The following is a 5,752-nucleotide window of genomic DNA, read 5'->3' on the forward strand; positions in this document are numbered from 1 at the left end:
CCCCCCCCCGCGCCGGCTAGGTCGGCCAGGCCGACGCGGCGGGAGATGGCGTCGCGCGCCAAAGCGTAGGTGGTGCTGTAGCCGTCGATCACGCGGACGCGATCCTGTTCCAGCAAGCCGATTTGGCGGGCGCCGGCGGCGGTTTTGAATTGGATGATTAACATATTGTTTCCGTTAATAGTGTGGACATTTAAAGGTACCTCTAAAAACCACCAAATTGTCGTTCCGCATCGGCGGACCGCCGCGCAGGCGGGAACCCATGCTGCGCTGGACAAGATGCGGCGTATCGGGAACTCATACGGTGCATGGGTTCCCGCGTGCGCGGGAACGACGGATTAGTGCGAATGCTTCGGCACGGCCGAGCCGCGGCTGCCGACCAGGAAATCGAAGTCGCAACCCTGGTCCGCCTGCAGCACATGATCGATGTAGAGCTTCTGGTAACCGCTGCTCACCGTCGGCACGACGGTCTCGGCGCGCGCCGCCAGGCGCTGCGCCATCTCGGCGTCGGAGATCTCCAGGTTCAGGGCGCCGCCGGCGCAGTCGAGCGAGATCCAGTCGCCATCGCGCACGATGCCCAGCGGGCCGCCGGCCATCGCCTCGGGCGCCACGTGCAGCACCACGGTGCCGTAGGCGGTGCCGCTCATGCGCGCGTCGGAGATGCGCACCATGTCCTTGACGCCCTGCGCCAGCAGCTTGGGCGGCAGGCCCATATTGCCCACCTCGGCCATGCCGGGATAGCCTTTCGGGCCGCAGTTCTTCATCACCAGGATCGAACTGGCGTCCACCTCCAACTCCGGATCGACGATGCGGCTCTTGTAGTGTTCGAAGTCCTCGAACACCACGGCGCGGCCGCGATGCTGCATCAGCTCCGGTGTGGCGGCGGACGGTTTGAGCACCGCGCCGCGCGGCGCCAGGTTGCCGCGCAGGATGCAGATGCCGCCGTCCTTGAGCAGCGGCTTGGCCAGCGGCCGGATCACCTCGTCGTCGTAGACCGGCGCCTCGCGGCAGTTCTCCCACAGCGACTTGCCGTTGACGGTGAGCGCGTCCGGATGCGGCAGCAGGCCGCCGTCGCCCAAACGGCGGATGGCACCCGGCAGGCCGCCGGCGTAATAGAACTCCTCCATCAGGAAGCGGCCCGACGGCATCAGGTCGACGATGGTCGGCGTGCCACGGCCGACGCGGGTCCAGTCCTCCAGCTCCAGCTCGACGCCGATGCGGCCGGCGATCGCCTTCAGATGGATCACCGCGTTGGTCGAACCGCCGATGGCGGCGTTGACGCGGATGGCGTTCTCGAAGTTCTCGCGCTTGAGCACCTTGGACAGCTTGAGCTCCTCCCACACCATCTCGACGATGCGGATGCCCGACATGTGGGCCAGGATGTAGCGGCGCGAATCGACCGCCGGAATGGCGGCGTTGTGCGGCAGGCTGGTGCCCAGCGCCTCGGCCATGCAGGCCATCGTCGAGGCGGTGCCCATGGTGTTGCAGGTGCCGGCCGAGCGCGAGTGGCCCGATTCGGCCGCCATGAACTGGTGCATGGTGATGGTGCCGGCCTTGACCTGTTCATGCAGCTGCCAGACGGCGGTGCCGGAGCCGATGTTTTTCCCGTCCAGCTTACCGTTCAACATCGGGCCGCCGCTGACGACGATGGTCGGAATGTCGACGCTGGCGGCGCCCATCAGCAGCGCCGGCGTGGTCTTGTCGCAGCCGACCAGCAGCACCACCGCGTCCATCGGATTGCCACGGATCGACTCCTCGACGTCCATGCTGGCCAGGTTGCGGGTCAACATGGCGGTCGGCCGCAGGTTCGATTCGCCGTTGGAGAACACCGGGAACTCGACCGGAAAACCGCCCGCCTCCAGAATGCCGCGCTTGACGTGTTCGGCCAACTGGCGGAAGTGGGCGTTGCAGGGGGTGAGCTCGGACCAGGTGTTGCAGATGCCGATGATCGGCTTGCCCTGGAACTCGTGGTCGGGTATGCCCTGGTTCTTCATCCAGCTGCGATACATGAAGCCGTTCTTGTCCTGCGTGCCGAACCATTCGGCCGAGCGCAGGGCCACCTTTTTTTTCTCCGACATGCATTCCTCCTGTTGGTTCTTGGGGCGCCGGCCCCTTGCCAAGCCGGTGCCGCGATGTGGGAATACTAAAGTCTGCCGCGATAACTTTCCAATAAATTATTTATCGATAGTGATATCGAAATCGATATCGGTTCGGGGTATCAGACAGCGATGGAGAAGCGGTAAGCCATCACGCTGCGGTAGCGCTGGCCCGGGCGCAGGATGGTGCTGGGCAGCTGCGGCCGGTTCGGCGAGTCGGGGCAATGCTGTGGTTCCAGGCACAGGGCGCCGCGATAAGCGTACTGGCCGCCGGCAGCCAGGCTGCCGTCGAGGAAATTGCCGCTGTAGAACTGCAGGCATGGCTGGTCGCTGAACACCTCCAGCACCCGGCCGGAGGATGGCTCGCGCACGCGCGCGGCCAGCCTGCGCGCGCCCGGCGCCGGCTGGTTCAGCACGAAGTTGTGGTCGTAGCCGGCGCCGTTGCGCAGTTGCGGATGGTCGGCGTCGATGCGCGCGCCTATCGTTTGCGGCTGGCGGAAGTCGAACGGCGTGCCGCTCACCGACGGCTGCGCGCCGGTCGGGATCAAGGCCGCGTCGATGGCGGAATAGGCGTCGGCCGGGATCATGATCTCGTGGCCGAGGATGTCGCCCCGCCCCGCCAGGTTGAAGTAGGCGTGATTCGTCAGGTTGACCGGCGTGGCGCGGTCGCAGACGGCGTCGAAGCTGATCGACAATTCGTTGTCGTCGCCGAGCGCGTAGCGCACCGTCACATCCAACGCGCCGGGGTAGCCTTGCTCGCCGTCCGGGCTGTGATAGCGCAGCGTCAGCGCAGTATCGGCGGTGGCGCCGTTGGTGTTGGTGTTGGCGTCGGAGTTGGCGTTGGCGTTGGCGTTGGCCTCGTCGATACTCGCCTGCCACAGCACACGGTGAAAGCCCAATGCCCCGCCGTGCAGATGGTTGGCGCCGTCGTTGATGTCAAGCTGGTGCGCGACGCCGTCCAGCGTGAAGCGGCCGTTGGCGATGCGGTTGGCGTAGCGGCCGATCAGCGCGCCGAAAAACGGCGACACGCTGCGATACGGCTCGACAGCGTCAAAGCCGAGGCAGACGTTGGCCACCACGCCGGCGCGGTCCGGCACATGGATGGCGCTGATGACGCCGCCGAAATCGCTGATGCTGACCACCATGCCGGCGCGGTTGCGCAAGGTGAAAAGGCTGGTGGCGCGGCCGTCCGGCAGTTGGCCGAACGGCGTGCGGGTGATGCCGGGATGCGGTGTCATGGAAGTCAAATGGTCGGTGCCCCTGGTCGTCAATCAAGCATCTTAGAGCGCCAACAAAAAACAAACCAATGACATTTTTGCTGCTTCCGATATCAAAAATGATATAGCTTGCAATGGTCAATACGCGCGGTTCGATCAAAATCCTGGCATCTCAGTATCCCATTGGATACAATGAAATTAGCAATCCCCCAGAGACCATGAACACTCTGCAGTCCGCGCAAGACCTAGCGCGAAAAATATAGAGTATGGAGCTCATCGTGACACTGAAAACGAGCAAATGGGATAGCGCCGAACATCTTCGGAGCAAAGAGGATATCGCCTTCTATCTTGAGGCCTGTCTTGAGGAGGCAGGCGATGATGCGGCGTTCATCGCCAAGGCTCTTGGCAATGTGGCGCGCGCCAAGGGAATGACGCAGCTGGCAATGGATGCCGGACTCGGCAGGGAAAGCCTCTACAAGTCCTTATCCGGCGATGGCAACCCCAGCTTTGCAACGATAGTGAAGGTCATACACTCACTTGGCATGCGGCTGCACATCGAACCCATTCCAGAGGTCGCCTATCGGGATAGCAGCGGCCGCTCTACCTGACTGACAGCTGCCACAAGAGTGCGTTCATGCCCCGCATAAAAATCGCCCGCGCGGAGCGGGCGAAGACTGAAGATGCAGCAGCAGCAGCAGCAGCAGCAGTGGTGCGGCGGTGCGGCGGCCTACTGGAAAGCCACCTCGGTGAAGCTGCGCAGTTTGCGGCTGTGCAGCTTGTCGACGCCGAGGGCGCGCAGCATCTCCACCGCGCGCACGCCGATGCGCAGATGCTGGTCGACGCGCTCGCGGTAGAACTGGTTGGCCATGCCGGGCAGCTTGATCTCGCCGTGCATCGGCTTGTCGCTGACGCACAACAGCGTGCCGTAGGGGACGCGGAAGCGGAAACCGTTGGCGGCGATGGTGGCGCTCTCCATGTCCAGCGCGATGGCGCGGCTCTGACTGAAGCGGCGCTCCGGCGTGCGCTGCGGCAGCAGCTCCCAGTTGCGGTTGTCGGTGCTGGCCACGGTGCCGGTGCGCATCACGCGCTTCAGTTCATGGCCGGTCAACTGGGTCACCTCGGCGACGGCCGCCTCGATCGCCACCTGCACCTCGGCCAGCGGCGGAATCGGCACCCACAGCGGCAGGTCCTCGTCGAGCACGTGGTCCTCGCGCACATAGCCGTGCGCCAGCACATAGTCGCCCAGCTGCTGGGTGTTGCGCAGGCCGGCGCAGTGGCCCAGCATCAGCCAGGCGTGCGGCCGCAGCACGGCGATGTGGTCGGTGATGGTCTTGGCGTTGGCCGGGCCGACGCCGATGTTGACCATGGTGATGCCGCTGCCGTCGGCGCGCACCAGGTGGTAGCCGGGCATCTGCGGCAGGCGCGGCAAGGCGGCGCCCAGCGCGTCGGCCGGCTCGGCGGCCACGCCGACGCGCCGCGTCACCAGGTTGCCCGGCTCGATGAAGGCGATGTACTTGTCCTCGTCCGAGGTGGACGGCGCGCCCATGATCTCGTGGCCGAGGCGGACGAATTCGTCGATGTAGAACTGGTAGTTGGTGAACAGGACGAACTTCTGGAAGTGCGCCGGCGCCGTGCCCGTGTAGTGGCGCAGCCGTTGCAGCGAGTAGTCGACGCGCGGCGCGGTGAACAGCGACAGCGGATGCGCCTCGCCCGGTCCCGGCTCGTGGGTGCCGTTGGCGATGCCGTCGTCCATCGTCGCCAAATTGGGCAGGTCGAACATGTCGCGCATCAAAACGCGGCGCTCGGCGCTCATATTGCCTTCGATGTGGTCGTGTTCGGCGAACGAGAAGTGGATCGGGATCGGCTGCGCGCTGGTGCCCACCTCCAGTTGCACCTGCTGCTTGTCGCCGTGGTTCTTCAATAGCAGGCGGAACTGCTGCTCGTAGTAGCTGGCGAACAGCTCGGGCCGGGTCAGCGTGGTCTCATAGGTGCCCGGGCCGGCGACGAAGCCGAAGGCCAGCCGCGAGTCGGCGCGCACCACGGTGTCGGTGTGGACGCGGACGAAGGGATAGCAGGCGCGCACATGTTCGCCGAGTTCCTCGCCGGCGACGAAGCGGCGCATGCACTCGCGCAGGTAAGCGATGTTGGTGTCGTAGATATGGCGCACCTGGTCGAACGCGGCGGCAGGATCGTCAAACAGCATGGGGGCAATGAACGGACGGGTCTGCAAGATGCACTCCTTCAAGGTGAGAGGCGAAACGGATGCTGAGCCTATTGTAAGGGCTGGCAGCGGAGTTTGCTTGTCACATTGAAGTCGGTCGGCGGAGCCGCTTAAGCCCAAGGCAGAACCTAGCCTGAATGTTTCATAAACCCTAATCGCTGGCGGACCTCTCCCTCGAAGGCGGCCTGTCTGAGCGTCAGCGGTGCGCCGGGCGAAGTTCG

At 64.7% G+C, this 5,752-nt stretch carries 4 protein-coding genes; 1 reads left to right on the top strand and 3 read right to left on the bottom strand.

Features of this window, described 5'->3' with window-relative positions; translation table 11 throughout:
* Window positions 1–335: 335 nt before the first annotated feature.
* On the bottom strand, window positions 336–2,075 hold the full coding sequence (locus H7U20_RS21115; RefSeq protein WP_199761109.1) for an IlvD/Edd family dehydratase: 1,740 nt from the start codon (window positions 2,073–2,075) through the stop codon (window positions 336–338).
* 140 nt (window positions 2,076–2,215) lie between these two features.
* A complete protein-coding gene (locus H7U20_RS21120) occupies window positions 2,216–3,331 on the bottom strand; it encodes an aldose epimerase family protein (RefSeq protein ID WP_199761110.1) in 1,116 nt (371 codons plus the stop codon).
* 245 nt (window positions 3,332–3,576) lie between these two features.
* Between H7U20_RS21120 and H7U20_RS21125 the strand changes: the two genes are divergently transcribed.
* A complete protein-coding gene (locus tag H7U20_RS21125; protein ID WP_233410964.1) occupies window positions 3,577–3,918 on the top strand; it encodes an addiction module antidote protein in 342 nt (113 codons plus the stop codon).
* 119 nt (window positions 3,919–4,037) lie between these two features.
* Here the strand turns inward: H7U20_RS21125 and H7U20_RS21130 are convergent, their stop codons facing one another.
* On the bottom strand, window positions 4,038–5,513 hold the full coding sequence (locus H7U20_RS21130; protein WP_199761121.1) for an AMP nucleosidase: 1,476 nt from the start codon (window positions 5,511–5,513) through the stop codon (window positions 4,038–4,040).
* Window positions 5,514–5,752: the final 239 nt, after the last annotated feature.

It is taken from the genome of Rugamonas violacea, from assembly GCF_016461825.1.
Taxonomy (GTDB): domain Bacteria; phylum Pseudomonadota; class Gammaproteobacteria; order Burkholderiales; family Burkholderiaceae_D; genus Rugamonas.

Coding starts and splice junctions, on each gene's coding strand:
- H7U20_RS21120 (WP_199761110.1), bottom strand. CDS start 3,331: ATGACACCGCATCCCGGCATCACCCGCACGCCGTTCGGCCAACTGCCG.
- H7U20_RS21130 (WP_199761121.1), bottom strand. CDS start 5,513: ATGCTGTTTGACGATCCTGCCGCCGCGTTCGACCAGGTGCGCCATATC.
- H7U20_RS21115 (WP_199761109.1), bottom strand. CDS start 2,075: ATGTCGGAGAAAAAAAAGGTGGCCCTGCGCTCGGCCGAATGGTTCGGC.
- H7U20_RS21125 (WP_233410964.1), top strand. CDS start 3,577: ATGGAGCTCATCGTGACACTGAAAACGAGCAAATGGGATAGCGCCGAA.